This window comes from Flavobacterium sandaracinum, assembly GCF_004349135.1.
GTDB lineage: Bacteria > Bacteroidota > Bacteroidia > Flavobacteriales > Flavobacteriaceae > Flavobacterium > Flavobacterium sandaracinum.
The window spans coordinates 90,752-110,317 of sequence record NZ_SMFN01000004.1 but is presented as its reverse complement, the minus strand read 5'-3'; the positions used below and the strand labels follow the sequence as shown (position 1 = coordinate 110,317).

Here is a 19,566-nt window from a genome sequence, read left to right as displayed (position 1 = left end):
TTGCCATAAAAAAAGCCTGTTCAAATCAATGAACAGGCTTTCTCAGTATTTATTATTTTAGAATTTTAGTGCTTTGGTGTAAAACCATCTTCACTTAATTCTCTATGTTCATAATCAGCAACCATTTCGGCTTCATAATCTACTTTTTCTCCTTTAGAGAATTTAGCAATTAGTTTTTCCATGATTTCGTAAATTACTGGAACGACAATCAAGGTTAGGAATAATGAACTTATTAATCCACCAATAATTACCCATGCCAAACCATTTTTCCATTCGGCTCCAGCTCCAGCTGCTAATGCAATTGGGAACATACCAAAAACCATTGCAATTGTTGTCATTAAAATTGGACGAAGACGCGCATGATTCGCTTGAATTAATGCGGTTCTAATCGTTTCACCAGCAGCTCTACGTTGGTTGGTGTAATCCACAAGCATAATCGCATTCTTACATACCAGACCAATAAGCATGATAACTCCAAGAATCGTAAAAATGTTCAAGGTATTATTCGTTAATGCTAATGCCAGTAATGCTCCAATAAACGAAAGTGGAATAGCAAATAATACTACGAATGGATGCACAAAACTGTCGTATAAGGAAACCATTACAAGGTAAACCAAGATAATAGCAGCCAATAAAGCAATTCCTAAGGTTCCAAAACCTTCTGACTGGTTTTCCTGATCACCACCAAAAATGTAGTTTACACCGGTAGGTTTTTTCAGTTGGTCTATTTTTTCTTGCCATTGTGCCACAATTGTTCCAGAAGCAACTCCCACGTTTTGTCCTTTTACGGTCACCGATGCTGTTTTATCTCTTCGTTCCAATTGGCTTGGACCAGAACCTTCCGTTACGGTTGCAAATTGATTTAACTTGATCTGTTGACCCATATCATTGATAAAAATCAAGTTGCTTACATCAGCAATACTTTTTCTATCGAAGGCATTGTACTTAATGTTGATGTCGTATTCGTATTCACCAGCTCTAAAACGTCCGTCAGTGTTTCCGCTAAATGCCGTTTGCATCGTGATACCTACTGTTTGTAAGCTCAAACCAAGTGCAGCCATTTTATCGCGGTCTACTTTTACACTTACTTCAGGATTTCCATCTTCTACAGATAATTCAATCTCTGTTGCTCCTGGAATCGTGCGTAATTCTTTTTCGGCAGCAATGGCAAATTTCATTGCACTCGCGACATCTGGACCTGTTACAATAAGTCCTAAAGTAGCATCTTCAGCCGTTCCTAAAATACCTACGGGAACGGTTTTAACTTTGGCTCCCACTAATAGTTTTTCTAATTTACGTTTGGTTTTTGCAGCATAAACATTTGCAGGTTCGTCACGTTGGTCTAATTGGACCATTTTTACGTTAATTTCTGATTTGTATGCAGTTGCTTGCGAAGCCCCAAGACCACCACTGGTTTGACCCACAATAGTAAACTGGCTTTCGACAAAAGCTTCATTCTTTAAAAAAGCTTCAGCTTTTTGTGTCATGAAGTTAGTTTGTTCTAGCGAAGCATCTTTCGGCATTTCGATTTGAACTAAAAACTCACCACTATCCGATGCTGCAAAGAACTCACCTCCAATAAATCCTGCAGGAACCAATGCAATTGAGCTGAAAAAGATAACCAAAACAATAGCTAGTGTTGTTTTGTAATGATCCAAACTCCACGTCAATAATCCAGAAATCCAGTTGATGAAACGCGTTAAATAACTTTCAAACCCAAGGATGATTCTTCCAAAAAGGTTTTTACCTTCAATGTGTTCTAATTTTCCGTATCGGGAGGATAACCAAGGAATGATCGTAAACGAAGCCACTAATGATAGTAAAGTAGAAATAATTACCGTTACACAAAATTGCGTAATAATATTAGAAACCAGTCCAGAACTCAATGCAATTGGTAAAAACACAACCACAATTACCAGCGTAATCGATACTACAGTTCCACCAATTTCGGCTGTACCATCATAGGCAGCACGAACTTTGTTTTTGCCCATTTCCATGTGTCTGTATATATTCTCCAGAACCACAATGGCATCATCCACAAGAATACCCACCACCAGCGAAAGTCCTAATAAACTCATTAAGTTCAAGGTATAGCCCATTAAATAAATTCCGATGAAAGTAGCAATTAAGGAAGCCGGAATAGAAACCATTACTATCAACGAGTTTCTGATGCTGTGCAAAAAAAACAACATTACTAAAGCAACTAAAAGTACTGCAATAAGCAAATCATGCACTACAGCATCAGCCGCTTCAAGTGTAAATACAGTACTGTCTTTTGCAATTTCTAATTTTAATTCAGTCGTTTTGTACTCTGCTTCTAGTTTAGCAATCGTTTTCACCAACTCTTCACTTACAGCCACTGCATTCGCATCGGACTGTTTGATGATTTGCAAAATAATAGCACTTTTCTGATTGACACGAGCTACTTTCTCCGTGATTTTTTGTGTGTCTTGAACATCAGCGATTTCGCCTAAACGAACTTGGATTCCGTTTTTAGAAGAAACAATTAAGTTTCTTAACTCTTCAACATTCTTATATTTTCCGGCTAAACGGATTAATATTTTTTGTTCCCGGGTTTGAATATTTCCAGTAGGAAAATCCAAGTTAGAGGATAAAATATTTTGTTGCACTTGCGGTACCGAAAGTCCGTAGGCTTGCATTTTTACCGCATCAAGATTGACTTGAATTTCTCTTTCTTGTCCGCCAGTAATGTTTACTTGTGCGACTCCTTGCACACGAGATAGTACTGGAGCTAATTTTTTATCAACTAAGTCATAAAATTCAACTTCGTCCATTTTTCCGTTGGCACCAATGGTCATAATTGGTAAATCGCTCAAAGAAAACTTGTTTAATGAAGGCGCTTCCGCATCATCGGGTAAGTCGTTTATGATAGCGTTTATTTTACGCTGTGCATCATTCATCGAAATATTAACATCAGCATTAGATGTCAATGTTATAGACACCGAGGATAGACTCTCAAAGGACTTAGAGTCGATCTTCTTGATGTTTTCTAAAGAAGAAATCGCGTCTTCAATTTTTTTAGTAACGGTGTTCTCCACTTCGCTAGGTGATGCACCAGGATATATCGTAGCGATTGAAATTACGTTAGTTTCAAATTTTGGAATCAATTCATAGCCTAATTGGCTGTAACTGAACAATCCTCCTAAAGTTAGTATCGTAAACAATACGATGACTAATGAAGGACGTTTTATGGATATTTCTGCTAATTTCATTTTTTTATTTTAAAAGAGTGATAAGTGATAAGTGATAAGTGAATAGTAAAAAGCTTTTGGCTAACAACTGTTCACTAATCACTAATTACTTTATTTAATAACATCTACTTTAGATCCGTCCTGAAGATTGATTTGACCCGTAACAATTACAGTTTCACCCTCTGAAAGTCCGTTCAAAACTTCTACTTTATCACCAAGAATTCTTCCGGCTGTAACTGTTTTCAGTTTAGCAGTTCCGTTTTCGATTACAAAGATTTCGTTGCTGCTTACACTTCCCACAAAAGCATTTCTAGGAACAACCATTAACGATTGTTTTTGTTTACTAGCAGTAAAAGCAGCCGTTCCATACATTCCAGCTTTTAGGTCATTGGATGCAGTATTAGTAATTTCAATCTCTACAGGAAAGTTCAAACTTGCATCTGATTTTGGGGCGATGAAGGTAATTTTTCCAGAGAATTGAGCATCTGGATACACACTAGCGGTAACACTAATTGAATTGCCTAATTTTAAACCTGCTACTTGATTTTCATTGACATTTACTTTTAGTTTCAATTTGGAAACATTTACGATGTCAAATAATGGAGTTCCAGCCCCAAGAACAGATCCGGGTTCTACGTATTTTTTATTTACAATTCCGTTGATGGTCGCTTTGATATTGGTATCCCCGATATTTATTTTTGCTTGCTGTAATCTTGATTTTGAAGTTACCAAACTCAATTTAGCCTGATCTAATTGTTGTTTTGTCACACCGCCCGTTTTGAAAGCATTTTCAAAACGACTGTAATCTGTTAAAGCATTTTGATAGGAGGCCTGAGCAGTTTGCAAGTCAGCTGTAATTTGTTCGCTTCTTACAATGGCTAGCGTTTGACCAATACGTACTCTATCGCCTTCATCAACTAAAACACGAACTACTCTTCCTGGTTTTTCTGCTGAAAAGCTTAATTCTTGTAGCGGTGCAAAATTTCCATTGGCCACAAAATCAAGGGAAACTTCTTCTGTTTTTACCGTTGCTACTTTTACTGAAATACTAGCATTTTTCTCTGCTACTACAGCAGTTTTTGCTTCATTTTCTTTTTTATTATTGGTTAAAACGTAGGCAATAATTCCTAAAGTGGCAACAATTAGTACTATGGTAAGTATGCTTTTTTTCATTTTGTTAATTATTTATAAGTGTTTTTAATTCGCCTTTTGATTTGATTAATTGTATTTCTGCCAGTTTGTAGTCTAATATGGCCGATGTGTAGTTGTTTTGTGCTTCTGTCAAAGAGTTTTCAGCATCCAATAAGTCCGTTAAAGAAGCAAGACCTTGAACATAATTATTTCTGGTATTGTCTAAAACTTCTTTAGCTAGTTGTGCATTTTCTTTTTGACTGGTAATAGTGGTTAAGCTATTATCAATTTGCGTTTTAGCATTGGCGAAAGCCAGGTCAAGCGATAATTTGGTGTCAACCAAGTCTTCTTTTATCGAGCGCAAATCAATATCAGCTTGTCTTACTTTGGCACGAGTACCAAATCCAGTAAAAATGGGCACTTTCAAATTCAAACCAATGGAAGAGAAATCAGACCAATATACGCCGTCAGCTGGTTTTCCGCCAATAGGCATTTTAGGACCTTGACCAATGTAATTGTATCCAGCGCTCAATGATAAAGTAGGGTAATAACCTGCTTCGATTGCCTTTTTTTGATAGGTCAAAAGTTGTTCTTGCTTTTTCAATAGTAAAAATTCTGATCTGTTCGAAGTATTTGGAACTTCAGACAATGCTTGTGGACCTACTTCAAATGCAGTTTGTGGAATCTCGATTTGAGTTTCTATAGGCATTCCCATATAAAATTTCAATGCGTTTTCTTGAATTTGAACTGCATTTAATACTTGCTGGCGCTGCGTGCTGATGTTTGAAATTTTCACTAGAATTCGATCTAGGTCTATTTTTTTAGCTAATCCGTTGTCAAATTGCCCTTTGATAATGTCTTTAACTTTATTGGTAGTTTTAAAAGTACTGTCAATAACCGTTAGTTTTTGTCTTTGTACGTAAACCTGATAATAGTTATTGGCTACGCGCTCAATTACTTGTTCCTCTGTTAATTGTTCGTTGATTTGGTAAAATTCTCTGGTCGATTTTGCCGCTTTTAAACCGGTGAAAACCGTTTGGTCGAAAATTGCTTGAGTCAAAGAAACTCCAGCTGTAGAAATCCAAGGTTGGCCAAAAGCAGCTTGAATAGTCGTTCCTGGCTGTCCAAATCCTGCTCCATCAATTACGGTTGTTTGTATTACAGGATTGTACGTCAAATTACCATTTGCCGAGATTTGAGGCAACGCTCTAGAACGTACTTCTTGAATTTGATATTCGCTGTTCTCTACTTTGAGTTTTGCTTTTTTGGCATCGGCTTTATTCTCTAAAGCATAGTTGATGGCTTCTTTAAGCGTAAGTGATTTTACTTCTTGTGCATTCGCGCCCAGAGCAAATGACAATATTATTAAAAGAATTGTTTTTTTCATTGTTATGTAATTGGGTTAAGTAAGTTTTTTTCTAATTCGGCAATTCCCTTTTCTGTCGCCATTGCTCGGGTGTGGTATTCTAATGCTTCCATTTCTAAGGCTGCAGCTTCTCTTTCGGAACGGGTATTTTCATTAATGGTAAAAATCAAAGCATAATAAAGTTTAACATAGACGTCGATATTGATGTCTTTTCTATACAAGCCTTGAGCAATTCCTTTTTCAATGTTTTGTTTGAAACAGCTTTCACATTCTTGAACTTGATACTCTAAAGCCTTTTCGTATACTTCCGGATAATGCTTTTTTAGCTGATAAATAGGAGAGGTGTCAGTAGATTTGAACATGTCAGCAAACATTTTTCTAATCTGGAAGTTTTCCTCAATTGCGTTATAACCTCGAGAAATAATTTCGGTTATAATTTCGTGAACTTCCTTGTGAAGTACTTGTGTGCTCTCGTGGATCAATAATTCTTTATTGGCAAAATACTTATAGATTGTTTTTTTAGAAATACACATTTCACCGGCAATATCATCCATTGTTATGCTTTTGAAACCCAGTCTCAAAAACATATCTTTCGCTTTATTTATAATTTTTTCTTTCATCTTTTTATGCTGAAATAGTTTCAGTACGTTTTAATTAAGTTCTATTGTAAATTCAGATTTATATCGAGTGCAAATATAAGAAGGAAACTTTGAACACTAAAATAGTTTCCTTTTTTTTAGAGTTATTTAACGTTTATTTAAAATAGCTACGCTAAGCCGTAAATTCTAGATTAGCAATTAGTTTGATGTCTTGTCCTAAAGCCAAGCCGCTGTTTTGATTGAAGGAGTTAAAGGTTAGTCCAAAATCCTTACGGTTGATTTTACCAGTTATTTCAAATGCTGCTTTTTGATCGCCATTATAATTATTTATCCCAATGAATTCTGCATCTAGTTCCACCATTTTAGTGATGTTCTTGATGGTCAAATTCCCCTTCAAGAAATTGATGTTCTTGTTTACTTTTTCGAATGAGGTCGATTTAAAACTAATGATAGGATATTGATTGACATCAAAAAGGTCATTCATTTTTAAATGTGTGTCTATTTGTTCCAGTTTTGCATCCTTGCTTTTTACATCCAATGAAAATTCGATAGCAGCATCTTCAATTTCGTTGTCTTTAACGTCAATGTATCCGTTGAATGTATTTATGGAACCGGCAAGATAAGCCAGTATTGAATGCCTCATTTTAATCAGAACATCAGATTGGTTGGAGTCAATGGTCCATTTAGTTTTCATAATTCGTCGGGTGTATTAAAAATTGAATTGATCTCACAATCATTTGAAAAAAGTATCGTAGGATTTGAATGGTAAAATTCGAGTGCAAATGTATAATGGAAACTTTGAATACCAAAATAGTTTCCTGTGTATTTTGATTTATTTAACATTTGATCGTAAAACGGAGTTTGTAATGCAAATTGAATACTGTAAATTAGCCGAAAAATTTGTCTTATGCATACCATTTATCAGTATCAAGAGTTTCTGTCGGAATATTTACACGCACAATATGAAACCAAAGAGCCTAGAAATCTATATGAGCCTATACATTATATTTTAGATCTTGGTGGAAAAAGAATGCGTCCGGTACTGACTTTGATGAGTGCTGAGGTTTTTGACGCTGATTATAAAAAAGCACTTCCTGCTGCTCTGGCGGTTGAAGTTTTTCATAATTTTTCGTTGGTACATGATGATATTATGGATGATGCGCCTTTGCGTAGAGGACAGGAAACCGTGCATGAAAAATGGAATTTGAACACTGGAATCTTATCCGGGGATGCCATGTTAATTTTAGCGTACCAATATTTCGAACAATACGAACCTCTTATATTTAGGGATTTAGCAAAATTATTTAGCAAAACGGCACTCGAAGTTTGCGAAGGGCAACAATGGGATGTTGATTTTGAAGAGCGTACTGATGTAACTATTGCGGAATATTTGAAAATGATTCAATATAAGACCGCAGTTTTAGTGGCAGCAGCCATGAAAATGGGGGCGATTATTGCGGAAACTTCTGCAGAAAACGCTAATTTAATCTATGATTTCGGTCTCAATTTAGGTTTGGCTTTTCAATTGCAGGATGATTTCTTAGACGCTTTTGGTAATCCAGAAACCTTTGGAAAGCAAGTAGGTGGTGATATTATTGAAAACAAGAAAACGTATTTGTACCTGAAAGCGGTTGCGTTTTCAAATGAAATGGAAGCGCAGGAATTGAAAACATTATTTTCGATTCAACCTGAAGACAGCACGGATAAAATTGAACGTGTGAAAGCGCTTTTCAATAGTTCTGGTGCTTCAAAAGCCACTCAGGACGCGATACAAGATTTTACATTTAAGGCTTTTCAAACTTTAGATCAAATGAATATCAGCACCGATAAAAAGGAAATGCTAAAAGCTTTTGGAGAAAATTTAATGGGAAGGAAAGTATAGATTTTTGATTGCAGATTAACGATTTTTGATTGTAGAAGTTTTACTTCGGATAAATAATGGTTTATTTCAAAAATCAGTATAATTCAAATAAATCAAACGTGTAGAGCAGTTTATTAAAATCAAAAATCTGAATTCGTTAATCAAAAATCAAAAATCAAATGTTTATAGTTCCAAAAAATACCGATTTATTACTTACCGAAGCAGCTGGTGAAAATTTATACTTGAAATTAATTGAACAGATAAACAAGGATTTCAATTTGGCTAATGAAGCAATTGATCTTGCCTTGAGCAGTACTCCAGATGAATTGAAACTGCAATTGCATGAAAAAATTTACCGACTAATACAATACAAGTTTGCCGAATATCTCAACTTGCTTTACATAATAGATGTATCCGAAGAAGAAATAAAAAAACTCGACGGTTCAGATTTAGTAATTCTCGCGGAGCAAGTTGCCTTTTTGATTTTGAAAAGAGAATGGCAAAAAGTATGGTTTAGAAATAAGTATTAGTTATTGCAACTCCTTTTTTAAGATTGTTTTGTTCCACAATTCACTTCCGTTTGCATCAAATAAAGTGAGTTTCATTTGTCGGTTTTCTTGGGTGCCCAAAAAGGAGATGGTGCCAAAATTATGCTGTACAAAGGCGCTTCCTGGAACTTTGTATTTATTATCTTCCTTTAAAACCTTTTGAGAGGCAACACCGGATGTTAATGGAGAAACAGTCCAGTCATAAATAGGATAACTATTATTTCTAGGCAGCATTGACATTTCAGCAAAATGCCTATCCCCACTTAAAAAGAAAATACCTTTAATCTTATTGGCTGTAATTTCTTGGAGTAGTTTCTCTTTTTCTTCTGGAAAATGGCTGTAGTTTTCGCTATCGAGTACGGTGTTTAAAATTTGGCCTCCAATAACCACTATTTTAAAACTCGCCTCCGATGCGCTCAATGCGTCAATCAACCATTCAAACTGGGTGGTACCTAACATCGTTTTAGCTCCTGTAATTCGTGCTTCCGGTGATCTGAAAAACCGTCCATCAATTAGAAAAAACTGTGCGTCTCCCCAAGTAAAAGTCGAGAAAACACCTTCGTTTTGATTTGGGTTCATTCCGTAGTATTTATTCGCCCAAAAATCTTTAAAAGCTTTTTGAGTAATTTGTTTGTTATAAAAACTGCGGTCACTGTTGTCTGGTCCATAATCATGATCGTCCCAAATAGCAAAATTTTGAGTTTTTGCTAGTAAAGGCTGAATTTCCTTAATCGATCTAGAGTGAGTGTTTCTGTGATAAATCCCCGTTTTACTGTCCCAATCCGATTCCCTTAAATAGGTGTTGTCACCACCCCAAATCATGATATCTGGATTTTTTTTACGGATACTTTCAAAAATGGTGTAGCCGCTACCATAAGGTTTTCCCGGTCTGTCGACTTCGGGTTCGTTAATATACATACAGCTACCAAATGCAACTGTAAAATCAGGAGCGTCTTCGCGCCATTCCCATAATTTTTTTGATGAAAAAGAAGTTTCGTAAGGCAAGATTATTTTTTTGTTGTCTATGAAAACAGTGTAATTGTATTTTTTGCCTGGTTGTAATTGGTCTAAAATAATATGATAGGTATATCCAATCTCTTTTGAACTGGTATAATTCTCAGAATGGAAGACTTTAGACGGATTGTCAGTTGTAGAATAGTCTACTTTGATAGTGGCATTTTTAGTGGTTTGAAGCCAAATAACAGCTTCTTTCATTTCGCAATAGCCAACCATAGGGCCAGATTGTAATATAGACTTTTGGGCAAAACAAAAATTTATAACAAAAATTGATAGTAAAAGAATGATTTTTTTCATGGGATGTATTTAAAAGTAGAATCGGATAAATGGCATAAATGCGCTGCCGTAAATATTGTTTTTATCTGTCAAAACATTGTAGCGGACGCCAATTGTAGCATTTCCAGATCGATAACCAGCCCCTATAAATAAGGCTGTATTCCAGTAATTTTCTGAATTACTGTTGGATCCATCTAAATTCACATTGACTCTTAATTGTTCTAGTTCAGCCGAAAGTTGGATTTCAGGTAGGGGATTAAAAAAACCTATTGCACTCCCTCCATATAAATGAGAAGCGTAAAAATCCTTTTGTTTTAAATATTTATATTGTAGTCCAACCCCTAAAGCGACATATTCATTGAAATTATAAATCACACTTGGCGCCACTGAAATATCCGTATAGCCTGAGCCAAAACCTAAGCCAATACCGCCTCCAAATTGTACATTTCTCCAGAACTGATTTTCTAATTGTACTGGCACGTCATTTTGTTGTGCAAAGAGACAACTTGAAAAAAACACAGTGATTATCACCAAAAATGATTTGGAATAATTCAAAAAGCAATTCTTTGTCATAAGTTTCTAGTTTTTTAACAATATTCAATGTAAAAGTATCTTAAAATAAATTAGAAATTTATTGTATTATCGTACTTTTGCGAAACTATTTTAACAAAAAAGGTATATTCACTAAACATTATGGATAGGTTTTCATTTTTAAACGCAGCACACACAGAATTTTTCGCACAATTATACGATCAATATTTAGAGAATCCAGATAGCGTAGAGCCAAGTTGGAGAAGTTTTTTTCAAGGTTTCGACTTTGGGATGACAACTTACAATGAGGAAAACCCAGTGGAACAAATTGCAAATTTTGCCTCTAATAATACGGATGTAAGTTTGGTCTCTGATAAACTTCAAAAAGAGTTCAATGTATTGAAATTGATTGATGGATATCGTTCCCGCGGCCATTTGTTTACTAAAACGAATCCGGTTCGAGAAAGACGTACTACATCGCCAACACTTGAAATCACTAATTTTGGACTTTCCTCCGCGGATTTGAGCACTGTATTCGATGCAGCAAAGGCCATTAACAGACAACCGTGCACCCTTCAGGAAATTATAGCGCACCTTGAAACTATATATTGTCAGCATATTGGGGTGGAGTACATGTACATCCGTAAGCCAGAAATTGTCGAATGGATTCAGAAAAAATTAGGAGTCAATGACAATCAACCTAATTTTTCTTCAGATGAAAAAAAATCTATCCTGAATAAATTGAACCAAGCTGTTTCTTTTGAAACCTTTTTACACACAAAATATGTGGGTCAAAAACGTTTTTCTCTTGAAGGTGGAGAGTCAATTATTCCCGCTTTAGACGCTTTACTAGAAAAAGCAGCCGATAAAGGGGTGGAACAATTTGTAATGGGAATGGCACACCGTGGTCGTTTGAATGTTTTGGCCAATATTTTTGGCAAGTCAACCCAAGATATTTTTGGTGAGTTTGACGGTAAAGATTACGATCAAGAATATTTTGATGGGGATGTAAAGTACCACTTAGGGCTAACGGCTGATAAAGTGACCGCTTCAGGTAAAAAAATAAATATTAATTTGGCTCCCAATCCTTCTCACCTTGAAACAGTAGGTGCTGTAATTGAAGGAATCACAAGAGCTAAACAAGACAAATATTTCCCAAATGATTTCTCTAAAGTATTACCAATCGCCGTTCATGGGGATGCCGCAATTGCAGGTCAGGGAATTCTTTATGAAATTGTACAAATGGCGCAACTAGACGGTTATAAAACCGGCGGTACCATTCATATTGTAATTAATAATCAAGTAGGATTTACCACAAATTACCTTGATGCACGTTCATCTACCTACTGTACGGATATTGCTAAAGTAACACTTTCTCCAGTACTTCACGTAAATGCAGATGACGCTGAAGCAGTAGTGCACGCCATGTCATTTGCACTGGATTTCAGAATGGAATTTGGTCGCGATGTGTTTATTGATTTATTAGGGTATAGAAAATACGGGCACAACGAAGGGGATGAACCTCGTTTTACACAACCCGTATTGTATAAAATCATTGCTAAACATAAAAATCCAAGAGATATTTACATGGAAAAATTACTTGCAGACGGAGTAATTGATAACACTTTTGTAAAAGGATTAGAGCAAGAATATAAATCAAAATTAGAGGTGAATTTAGAAGAATCTCGCAAGAAGGATTTAACTATAATTACGCCATTCATGAAAAATGAATGGAAAGGTTTCGAGCAAGTTTCTGATGTTGAAATGTTAAAAAAAGTAGATACCACCTTTCCTATAGCAGGTCTTACGGAGGTAGCAAATGCTATTTGTAACCTACCTGCGGATAAAAAATTCATCAGTAAAATTCAAAAACTGATCAATGATAGAAAAACAATGTTTTTCGAAACGAACAAGTTGGATTGGGCTATGGCCGAACATTTAGCCTACGGTTCCCTTTTGAAAGAGGGATATGATGTTCGTATTTCCGGACAAGATGTGGAGCGTGGTACCTTTTCTCACCGTCATGCGGTTGTTAAAGTAGAAGATTCAGAAGAGGAAGTGACATTGATTAGTAGTCTAGAAGGTGCAACGGGTAAATTTAATATATTCAATTCACTTTTATCTGAATATGGTGTTTTAGGATTTGATTACGGTTATGCCTTGGCCAATCCTAATACCCTTACCATTTGGGAAGCTCAGTTTGGAGATTTTGGTAATGGAGCCCAAATCATGATTGACCAATACATCTCTTGTGGAGAAGATAAATGGAACAACCAGAACGGAATTGTTTTGTTGTTGCCTCATGGATATGAAGGACAAGGAGCAGAGCATTCTTCTGGTAGAATGGAGCGTTTTTTACAACTTTGTGCTAGACATAATATGTATGTTGCGGATTGTACGACACCAGCCAACTTCTTTCACTTGCTAAGAAGACAAATGAAAACAACTTTCCGTAAACCACTTATTGTATTTACACCAAAGAGTTTGTTGCGTGATCCAAGAGTAGTTTCTACAGTTGAAGAGTTTGCGTCAGGCACTTTTCAAGAAACTTTTGATGACATTACGGTGAATAAAGAGGGGGTAAAAACACTAGTTTTCTGTACCGGAAAATTTTATTATGATATTACTGCTGAAAGAGAAAATCTGGGTAGAAATGATGTAGCGGTAGTCAGAATCGAACAATTATTTCCATTGCCTGTGGAGCAATTAAAAGATATTATTGCTAAATATCCAAATGCTGACGATTATGTTTGGGCACAAGAAGAGCCTAAAAATATGGGAGCCTATAGTTTCATGTTGATGAATTTCGATTTAGTAAAATGGAGATTAGCATCGTTGAAAGCATACGCAGCTCCTGCTTCAGGAAGTTATACAAGAGCAAAACGCCGTCAGGCAGATGCTTTGCGCATGGTCTTTGATAAAAATTTATATAGATAAACTCAATTTTTGTAATTATGAAGAAATTTTTTGCTTTGTTTTTTTTTAGTTTAGTTTTTAGTACTTCTTTTTCTCAAGAATTAATAAAACCCAACCAAGGAAAGTCTTTGGTGTATTTTACGAGAGTATCAGCGACAGGTTTTTTAATCAATTTTAAATATTTTGATGGTGAAAAATATCTAGGCAAATTTAATCATGGTAAATACTTGGTATACGAGTGTGAACCTGGTACACATTTGTTTTGGTCTAAAGCTGAAAACACAGACTTTTTGGAAGCAGAATTAGAAGCGGATAAAGTGTATATAATTGATTCGGAACCTCAAATGGGAGCCTTTAAAGCAGGTGTGAAATTAATGCCTTTTGATAATGATTCTAATAATTATAAGAATATCAAAAAGTATGAAAGAAAAAAAGAGGGGATACTACAAGCTATTTCAGGAGCTAAAGAATATATAATAAGTGAAGATGATTTGGCTGAAGCTAAAAAAGATCAAGAGGATTTAGTAAAGCGATCGATAGAGAAATATAATAAACGAAAGGCAGAAGGAGAAGTTTATCCTACTATGAAAGTAAATGCTAATTATGTTTCGAATTTAGAAACAGGAAAATAATTTAATTGCTTTTAAGAAAATCAGAAGTAATTGAAGTAAAAATTAAAATTCATAATTTAAAATAATAGAACATGATTTTAGAAATGAAAGTCCCATCACCAGGGGAATCTATAAAAGAAGTTGAAATTGCAACTTGGTTGGTAAAAGATGGAGATTATGTAGAGAAAGACCAAGCTATTGCTGAGGTTGATTCTGATAAAGCAACATTAGAATTGCCTGCAGAAGCCAGCGGAATCATTACTTTGAAAGCAGAAGAAGGCGATGCTGTAGCAGTAGGAGCAGTTGTTTGCCATATTGATACGGACGGAGCCAAACCCGCAGATGACGCAGCCGTTGCGGAAGCACCAAAAACAGAAGCACCAAAAGCAGAATCGCCAAAAGCAGAAGCACCAAAAGCGGCTCCGGTAGCGGCAGCTCCAGCAGCGACTTATGCTGCGGGAACGCCTTCTCCAGCAGCAAGAAAAATATTAGAAGAAAAAAACATAGCACCAGCTTCCCTTTCAGGAACTGGAAAAGACGGAAGAATCACTAAAGATGATGCTGTAAATGCAGTGCCTTCAATGGGAACGCCTACAGGTGGTTCTCGTGGGACGGAGCGTACTAAATTATCTATGCTGCGTCGTAAAGTAGCGGAGAGATTAGTTGCCGCTAAAAACGAAACAGCGATGTTGACTACTTTTAACGAAGTAAACATGACGCCAATCAATTTGATTCGTAACGAATATAAAGATGCGTTCAAGGCTAAACATGGTGGAATAGGTTTAGGATACATGTCTTTCTTTACGAAAGCAGTAACCAGAGCCTTAAAATTATTTCCAGATGTAAACTCTATGATGGATGGTGATCACAAAATTGCATTCGATTTTTGTGATATTTCAATTGCGGTTTCCGGACCTAAAGGTTTAATGGTTCCTGTAGTTCGTAATGCGGAGAACTTGACCTTCCGTGGAGTGGAAGCAGATATTAAAAGATTAGCATTAAAAGCACGTGATGGACAAATCACTGTAGATGATATGACTGGTGGAACCTTCACAATTACTAATGGTGGTGTTTTTGGAAGTATGTTGTCTACGCCAATCATCAATCCTCCTCAATCAGGGATTTTGGGAATGCACAACATTATTGAGCGTCCAATTGCCGTAAACGGTAAAGTGGAAATTCACCCAATGATGTATGTAGCGCTGTCTTATGACCACAGAATTATCGACGGTCGTGAGTCCGTAGGTTTCTTAGTCGCTGTAAAAGAAGCTTTAGAAAATCCAATGGAATTACTGTTAGAGAACAATCCTAAAAAAGCATTGGAGTTGTAGTATTACTTATTAAACACATAATTATTTAATCCCGCTTTGTTCGATAACAAGGCGGGATTTTTTTTGGTTGTAATTTTTAATTTATGAATGTGTATTTATTTTTGTTATTTTTTATGATTATGGTTTTTTATTAGATAATAATTTATATTTTATTTAAAAATTTAGACTATACGTTGAAAATTCACCATAACATTACCACAACATTACTAAAATCAAGAGCAGTGAAACTCTCTCTAAATTGCTTATAAAACAGGCTTAAGTTCCAGATGTTCTAGTGTTTGTACCTGTTTTTTGAAATGGTTTTTCTTTCTGCTTTTGTATAGTTTTTTGATAGGTATTAATTTAAGGGTTAAAGCAATACATTCTTAAATTTGAGAATAACTATAAACTCAAAATTATGAAAAAAATTACTTTATTCATTTTCCTATTGTTTTTTTCAATAGGGTTTTCACAAAACGCACCAATAACCTTTGAGAACGGAGAGTTCGGTTCTACCTGGACCTTTGCGTCTTTTGAAAATGGAAGTGGAGCTGGATATTCTAAAGTTGCTAATCCATTCCCAGGCGGAATTAATAGTTCAGCAACGGTAGGAAAATTTATAGCTGGAACTACGGCTTCAGGTGCGGCACCATACGCCGGATTTGAAACAGCCCACGCTTCTGGAGCAAATGGTATTGGAACTTTTACTTTAAGTGCTTCCAATAGTACTATTAAAATAATGGTTTACAAAACTGTTATAAGCGATGTGGCCATCAAATTTGCAATAGCAGATGGCGGTGCTCAACCTGAAATCAAAGTGGCTAACACTAAAATTAATGAGTGGGAGGAATTAACTTTTGATTTTTCTGGAAAAATTGGGTTGTTTGAAACCATAAATATTGACCAAATAATCTTGTTTTTAGATTTCAATGCGAGAACTGCTGAAACGACCAGTTATTTTGATAATGTTACTTTTTCTGCAAAAACGGCAGCTACAGCGCCAACAGTTGCCGCACCAACCCCTCCTGCTAGAACTGCAGCAGATGTAAAGTCACTTTATAGCGATGCCTATGCGGTGTACAAAGCAGGCGACTGGTGTAAATGTTGGGGTCAGTCCACAGATGTTACTGATGAGCTAATTGCAACTAATAACACTAAAAAATTAACTAATTTTAACTATCAGGGAATTACTTTGCCAGGGGCAGAGGTTTTTGACCTCTCTGACATGACTACAATGCATGTTGATTTATGGTCTTCAAATGCAACTTCAGTCAAAATTAATCTTATAAATCCTGGTCCAGTAGAATCTGGAGTCACGTTAACAATTGCAGCAGGTTGGAATAGTTTTGATCTAATTTTGAACGCTTCTAATTTTCCGGGGATCAACTTTAATAATGTATTTCAAATGAGTTTGTCATCTACGCCAGCAGGAACTACAGTTTATTTGGATAATTTTTATTTTTACAAATCCACTGTAGTTGTTGCTCCAACAGCTCCAACAGTTGCCGCACCAACACCTCCTGCTAGAACAGCAGCAGATGTAAAGTCAATTTATAGCGATGCCTATGCGGTGTACAAAGCAGGCGACTGGTGTAAATGTTGGGGTCAGTCCACAGATGTTACTGATGAGCTAATTGCAACTAATAACACTAGAAAATTAACTAATTTTAACTATCAGGGAATTACTTTGCCAGGGGCAGAGGTTTTTGACCTCTCTGACATGACTACAATGCATGTTGATTTATGGTCTTCAAGTGCAACTTCAGTCAAAATTAATCTTATAAATCCTGGTCCAGTAGAATCTGGAGTCACGTTAACAATTGCAGCAGGTTGGAATAGTTTTGATCTAATTTTGAACGCTTCTAACTTTCCGGGGATCAACTTTAATAATGTATTTCAAATGAGTATGTCATCTACGCCAGCAGGAACTACAGTTTATTTGGATAATTTTTATTTTTACAAATCCACGGTAGTTGTTGCTCCAACAGCTCCAACAGTTGCCGCACCAACACCTCCTGCTAGAACAGCAGCAGATGTAAAGTCAATTTATAGCGATGCCTATGCGGTGTACAAAGCAGGAGACTGGTGTAAATGTTGGGGTCAGTCCACAGATGTTACTGATGAGCTAATTGCAACTAATAACACTAGAAAATTAACTAATTTTAACTATCAGGGAATTACTTTGCCAGGGGCAGAGGTTTTTGACCTCTCTGACATGGCTACAATGCATGTTGATTTATGGTCTTCAAGTGCAACTTCAGTCAAAATTAATCTTATAAATCCTGGTCCAGTAGAATCTGGAGTGACGTTAACAATTGCGGCAGGTTGGAATAGTTTTGATCTAATTTTGAACGCTTCTAACTTTCCGGGGATAAACTTTGGTAACGTATTTCAAATGAGTTTGTCATCTACGCCAGCAGGAACTACAGTTTATTTGGATAACTTTTATTTCTATAAGGGAACTTTAGGAATTGCTGATTTTGAAACTTCGAATGTGAAAATGTATCCAAATCCAGTTAATAGCACATTGACAATAGATGCTAACAGCACTATTGAAAAAGTAGCGGTTTACACTATATTAGGACAAGAAGTGTTGGTTGAAAATCCTAAAAGCAATTCCACAACCATTCAAACTAGTGAACTTTCAAAAGGAGTTTATATTGTTAAAACGAATGTTGATGGAAAAGTAATTACCACTAAAATAATTAAAAAATAAGTTTTTTGCCCTTTGTAGTAGAATTAGAGCGTGTCGGATTTTGATACGCTCTTTTTTTTAGAATTTCAACAAGTACAAATAGTGGTTGTAATAATCTACAATCGCTTTGCCTTTCATCAAAATGTCGGCTCCTATAATGCCATGAACTGGTTTTGATTTATGTTGTATCAACGCCTCATTTACGTGAGACAAATCAAAAATTACAAGTTCAAAGTTAGTGTCCTTCCAAGAACCAAGTTGCAATTTATTTTTTAGAGCAAGTTGGGTTGTCATCCCAGTTGCGCCTGCTCCCGAAGCTTTCGTTTTAGATTTTTTAGCTTCTAATAAAAACAAATCGACACTTTCAAATCCTACACAACTATTTGAAGCTCCGGTATCCAGAATAAAATTTCCTAACACACCATTAATTTTTGCTCTTATCAAAAGATGCTGTGTTTTTGTAATCTTAAATTTTACTTTTTTGTAATTTTCCTTTTTAAGAATGTCATGGAGGTTCTTCATGTATGCTGCATTTATTTCAGTACTATTTTTCTTTATTGCAAATATACATGGAGTTGATAAAGTAATGGTAGGAATCTGATTTTCTATAATAATCTTTCTTAAAACCATTTTTTAGACAACTTTTATTCTTGTAATTTTGTACCCTTAAACCTTACACTTGGAAACAAATACAACAATTACAGATACCCATACCCATTTATATTCAGAGGAATTTGATCAGGATCGAAACGAAATGATACAACGCGCTATTGATGCTGGTGTTTCACGTTTTTTTATTCCCGCAATTGATTCTAGTTGTACAGCATCAATGTATGAATTGGAGGAAAACCACCCTAACAATGTTTTCTTGATGATGGGATTACACCCAACGTATGTAAAGGATAATTATCTGGAGGAATTAAAACATGTTGAGGACGAACTTTCTAAACGAAAATTCTATGCGGTAGGCGAAATCGGAATTGATTTGTATTGGGATAAAACCCATTTGCCGCAGCAACAAATTGCCTTCAAGAAACAAATACAATTAGCAAAACACTATAAATTACCCATTGTCATTCATTGTCGAGAAGCTTTTGATGAAATTTTTGAAATTTTAGAGGAAGAAAAAGCACCGGAACTGTTTGGTATTTTTCATTGTTTCACAGGAACATACGAGCAAGCTTTACAAGCGATTTCGTATAACATGAAATTAGGAATTGGCGGTGTAGTAACTTTTAAAAATGGAAAAATCGACCAGTTCTTGAAGCAAATTGATTTACAGCATATTGTTCTGGAGACAGACTCCCCTTATTTAGCGCCTATTCCGTATAGAGGAAAAAGAAATGAAAGTAGTTATATTGTTAATGTGGTGGCCAAGCTTGCCCAGATTTATAATCTGTCAGAAAACGAAATTGCTACCATAACCACAGAGAATTCTAAAGCTATTTTTGGGATTTAAAATAGAATTCACTTTATTTTGATATTTTTTTTGT

Annotated in this window: 15 protein-coding genes; 7 read left to right on the top strand and 8 right to left on the bottom strand. The window is 35.7% G+C overall.

Features of this window, described 5'->3' with window-relative positions; all coding sequences use genetic code 11:
• Positions 1 to 65 precede the first annotated feature (65 nt).
• The 5 genes from E0F91_RS04930 to E0F91_RS04910 form a co-directional block, all read right to left on the bottom strand.
• Positions 66 to 3,233: an efflux RND transporter permease subunit gene (locus E0F91_RS04930; protein ID WP_132065234.1), complete on the bottom strand. Its 3,168-nt coding sequence runs from the start codon at positions 3,231 to 3,233 to the stop codon at positions 66 to 68.
• 90 nt (positions 3,234 to 3,323) lie between these two features.
• Complete coding sequence (locus E0F91_RS04925) at positions 3,324 to 4,385, bottom strand: efflux RND transporter periplasmic adaptor subunit (RefSeq protein WP_132065233.1); 1,062 nt, start codon at positions 4,383 to 4,385, stop codon at positions 3,324 to 3,326.
• Between the two features lie 4 nt (positions 4,386 to 4,389).
• Entirely contained in the window at positions 4,390 to 5,730 is a 1,341-nt protein-coding gene (locus E0F91_RS04920; protein WP_132065232.1) for a TolC family protein, read from the bottom strand.
• 2 nt (positions 5,731 to 5,732) lie between these two features.
• Positions 5,733 to 6,329: a TetR/AcrR family transcriptional regulator gene (locus E0F91_RS04915; protein WP_073354816.1), complete on the bottom strand. Its 597-nt coding sequence runs from the start codon at positions 6,327 to 6,329 to the stop codon at positions 5,733 to 5,735.
• 151 nt (positions 6,330 to 6,480) lie between these two features.
• Positions 6,481 to 7,002 (bottom strand): YceI family protein, encoded by a 522-nt coding sequence (locus E0F91_RS04910; RefSeq protein ID WP_132065231.1) that lies wholly within the window; start codon positions 7,000 to 7,002, stop codon positions 6,481 to 6,483.
• Positions 7,003 to 7,215: 213 nt separating this feature from the next.
• On the opposite strand from E0F91_RS04910, the gene E0F91_RS04905 reads away from it, so the two are divergent.
• Together E0F91_RS04905 and E0F91_RS04900 are read left to right on the top strand one after the other, a co-directional pair.
• Complete coding sequence (locus E0F91_RS04905; RefSeq protein WP_132065230.1) at positions 7,216 to 8,190, top strand: polyprenyl synthetase family protein; 975 nt, start codon at positions 7,216 to 7,218, stop codon at positions 8,188 to 8,190.
• Between the two features lie 158 nt (positions 8,191 to 8,348).
• Positions 8,349 to 8,699 (top strand): hypothetical protein, encoded by a 351-nt coding sequence (locus E0F91_RS04900; protein WP_132065229.1) that lies wholly within the window; start codon positions 8,349 to 8,351, stop codon positions 8,697 to 8,699.
• Here E0F91_RS04900 and E0F91_RS04895 read toward each other — a convergent pair whose 3' ends face one another.
• Both E0F91_RS04895 and E0F91_RS04890 read right to left on the bottom strand, forming a co-directional pair.
• A complete protein-coding gene (locus E0F91_RS04895; protein WP_132065228.1) occupies positions 8,700 to 10,031 on the bottom strand; it encodes an alkaline phosphatase D family protein in 1,332 nt (443 codons plus the stop codon). It lies immediately after the preceding gene.
• A 9-nt stretch (positions 10,032 to 10,040) separates the two neighbouring features.
• Positions 10,041 to 10,583: a hypothetical protein gene (locus E0F91_RS04890; RefSeq protein WP_132065227.1), complete on the bottom strand. Its 543-nt coding sequence runs from the start codon at positions 10,581 to 10,583 to the stop codon at positions 10,041 to 10,043.
• 120 nt (positions 10,584 to 10,703) lie between these two features.
• On the opposite strand from E0F91_RS04890, the gene E0F91_RS04885 reads away from it, so the two are divergent.
• The 4 genes from E0F91_RS04885 (at position 10,704) to E0F91_RS04870 (ending at position 18,094) form a co-directional block, all read left to right on the top strand.
• Positions 10,704 to 13,478, top strand: a complete 2,775-nt coding sequence (locus tag E0F91_RS04885; RefSeq protein ID WP_132065226.1) for a 2-oxoglutarate dehydrogenase E1 component — start codon at positions 10,704 to 10,706, stop codon at positions 13,476 to 13,478.
• 17 nt (positions 13,479 to 13,495) lie between these two features.
• On the top strand, positions 13,496 to 14,089 hold the full coding sequence (locus E0F91_RS04880) for a hypothetical protein (RefSeq protein WP_132065225.1): 594 nt from the start codon (positions 13,496 to 13,498) through the stop codon (positions 14,087 to 14,089).
• Between the two features lie 71 nt (positions 14,090 to 14,160).
• On the top strand, positions 14,161 to 15,399 hold the full coding sequence (gene odhB / locus E0F91_RS04875) for a 2-oxoglutarate dehydrogenase complex dihydrolipoyllysine-residue succinyltransferase (protein WP_132065224.1): 1,239 nt from the start codon (positions 14,161 to 14,163) through the stop codon (positions 15,397 to 15,399).
• 397 nt (positions 15,400 to 15,796) lie between these two features.
• A complete protein-coding gene (locus tag E0F91_RS04870; RefSeq protein WP_132065223.1) occupies positions 15,797 to 18,094 on the top strand; it encodes a T9SS type A sorting domain-containing protein in 2,298 nt (765 codons plus the stop codon).
• 57 nt (positions 18,095 to 18,151) lie between these two features.
• Here the strand turns inward: E0F91_RS04870 and E0F91_RS04865 are convergent, their stop codons facing one another.
• Entirely contained in the window at positions 18,152 to 18,595 is a 444-nt protein-coding gene (locus tag E0F91_RS04865; RefSeq protein ID WP_132065330.1) for a retropepsin-like aspartic protease, read from the bottom strand.
• Between the two features lie 157 nt (positions 18,596 to 18,752).
• On the opposite strand from E0F91_RS04865, the gene E0F91_RS04860 reads away from it, so the two are divergent.
• Positions 18,753 to 19,532, top strand: coding sequence for a TatD family hydrolase (locus tag E0F91_RS04860; protein ID WP_132065222.1), 780 nt, complete (start codon positions 18,753 to 18,755; stop codon positions 19,530 to 19,532).
• Positions 19,533 to 19,566 lie beyond the last annotated feature (34 nt).